At 42.0% G+C, this 2,500-nt stretch carries 1 protein-coding gene; it reads left to right on the top strand.

The window, feature by feature from the left end; all coding sequences use genetic code 11:
* The first annotated feature begins 573 nt into the window (after positions 1–573).
* On the top strand, positions 574–2,382 hold the full coding sequence (locus LPH68_RS25980; RefSeq protein WP_230297251.1) for a reverse transcriptase domain-containing protein: 1,809 nt from the start codon (positions 574–576) through the stop codon (positions 2,380–2,382).
* The last annotated feature ends 118 nt before the right edge of the window (positions 2,383–2,500 follow it).

The following is a 2,500-nucleotide window of genomic DNA, read 5'->3' as shown; positions in this document are numbered from 1 at the left end:
GTGCGCCCAGAATGGTCGCTTAATAAATACTTCTTTAGCAAGAAGTTAGGATTGGGTTCGATATAATCCTATCGTCAATCAGTTTATCCAAAGGGGAAACCCGATGGGGAGTGTAGCATACTGATTAAAGCTCCAAGTCCACTAATAGTCAAGTGGCGACTGAGGAGCAAGACGAAAAGGCATACATAAGGATGAAGCCTTGATTGGTTGAACGATAGTTCGGTGGTACCACATCTTGCAACAACGGAAGACTATTATATATACGTTGTTTCATAGTACTCTGCCTATTTTGAGCGTTAGTGCAGAGCATAAAGAACCGACTATGACACAGCCGCAATAAGCGGACAAGAACGAAAGTCGCATCCGACAGTATGTCGTGCTAATAGTTATTAAGAGAACTAACTGGGGATTACCTAAGTCGGAATGCTGGAATAAACAGCTATAAAGAAAGCTTTTGAATATCCGATATGGTAACGGAACTTCCATAGTAGTCCGAGCAAGGGAAAGCCTTGTACATGGCGAAGGGAAGTAGTCTGTAACTTTAATACAAACAACGGAAAACGTGAGAGACGTATGAGAAATCCAGAGCAAGTATTAAACATTTTAGCTGGACACAGCAACGAGCCTGAGTATAAATACGAAAGGCTCTACCGTATTGTATTCAATGAACAGATGTTCTTTGTCGCTTACCAACGTATGTATGCGAAGCCGGGAAACATGACACCCGGCACAGATGGTAAAACAGAGGATGAAATGAGCATTGATAGGATAAACAAACTCATAGAGAGTATAAAGGATGAGACTTATAATCCCAATCCTGCAAAGAGAATTTACATTCCGAAAAAGAATGGGAAGATGCGTCCGTTAGGAATACCGTCGTTTGAAGACAAACTGGTTCAAGAGGTAGTAAGAATGGTACTTGAAGCCATATATGAGGGACACTTTGAGTGGACATCGCACGGTTTCAGACCAAACCGAAGCTGCCACACGGCACTGAAAAGTCTACAAAACAATTTCAACGGTGCAAAATGGTTCATTGAGGGAGATATAAAAGGCTTCTTTGACAACATAGACCATGATGTGCTGATAGAAATAATGAAAGGTAGAATAGCAGATGACAGATTTCTTCGTCTGATACGGAAATTCCTCAATGCGGGGTATATGGAAGAGTGGCAATTCAACAAGACTTATTCAGGGACACCGCAAGGTGGTATCATAAGCCCTATTTTGGCAAATATATACCTTGACAAGTTCGATAAGTACATGAATGAATATGCCAACAAATTCAATAAAGGGACAGTAAGAAGCCGCAACAAGGATATTTGCAAACTCAACAGCAGAGTACACTACCTAAAACGTAGGATAAACGAAGTGAAGGATGCAAACGAAAGAACAAGAATGGTAGAAGAACTGCACGAAAAGCAGAAGCGGATACTAACAATGCCGAGTGGCAACGATATGGATAGAAATTTTCGCAGGCTGAGATATGTGCGCTACGCCGATGATTTCCTAATCGGGGTTATCGGAACGAAAAACGAATGTGAGACAATCAAAGCTGACATCACTAAGTTTATGCGGGAAAAGTTAAGGCTGGAGATGTCACAGGAAAAGACTTTGATTACAAACGCACAAGACAGCGCAAAATTTTTGGGTTACGAAATATATGTCCGTAAAGACTATGCCACAAAGAGAAACAGTAACGGAACAGTGCGCAGACACTTCAACGGGAATGTGATACTGCACGTTTCAAGAGAAGCAATCAAGAATAAACTGCTCAGCCTCGAAGCCATGAAAGTTGTCACCAAACACGGCAAGGAAACATGGGTGTCAAAAGGCAGGACTTATATGATTGACAATGAAGCGCACGAGATTGTATCTCAGTTTAATACCGAAATACGAGGGTTCTACAACTATTACTCAATAGCAAACAATGCATCGGCTTTGGGACGCTCTTTCGGCTGTATTATGAAGTTCTCCATGTACAAAACTCTTGCTCAAAAGCTGAATATGTCAGTGAGAAAAGTCATTGAAACATATCGCAAGGATAATCTCTTTGCCGTGCCTTTTGTAAACAAGAGAGGAGAAACCAAGTACAGGGTATTCTACAATGAGGGTTACGCCCGTAAAACGGATTGTGAAACAGCCCCAAGTGACAATCTGCCGTATATGTTCAAAACGCCATCGTTGAGTCTGATAGAAAGGCTTACAACAAAAAAGTGCGAACTATGTGGCAAGCACGGAGAAGTGGTAATGCACCATGTCCGCACTCTCAAAGAGTTAAAAGGTAAAAATGACTGGGAACGCAAAATGCTCTATATGCACAGAAAGACTTTGGTCGTATGTGCGGAGTGTAACGCAAAAATCCAGAGCTGTGATAAGTAAAAATGATGTTACAGATGGAGAGCCGTATACATGGAGACGTGTAAGTACGGTTCGGGGGCAGGTAAACGAAAACCTACCGCTGTAAAGCGGAAAGGCGTTGTTTGCCGAGCCTACAGAT

The sequence above is a fragment of the Bacteroides sp. 1_1_30 genome (genome assembly GCF_020982715.1).
GTDB classification, from domain to species: Bacteria; Bacteroidota; Bacteroidia; order Bacteroidales; family Bacteroidaceae; genus Bacteroides; species Bacteroides xylanisolvens.
Note: the sequence above shows the minus strand (reverse complement) of the source record. Positions and strands in the feature narration are given on the sequence as shown.

Coding starts and splice junctions, on each gene's coding strand:
- LPH68_RS25980 (WP_230297251.1), top strand. CDS start 574: ATGAGAAATCCAGAGCAAGTATTAAACATTTTAGCTGGACACAGCAAC.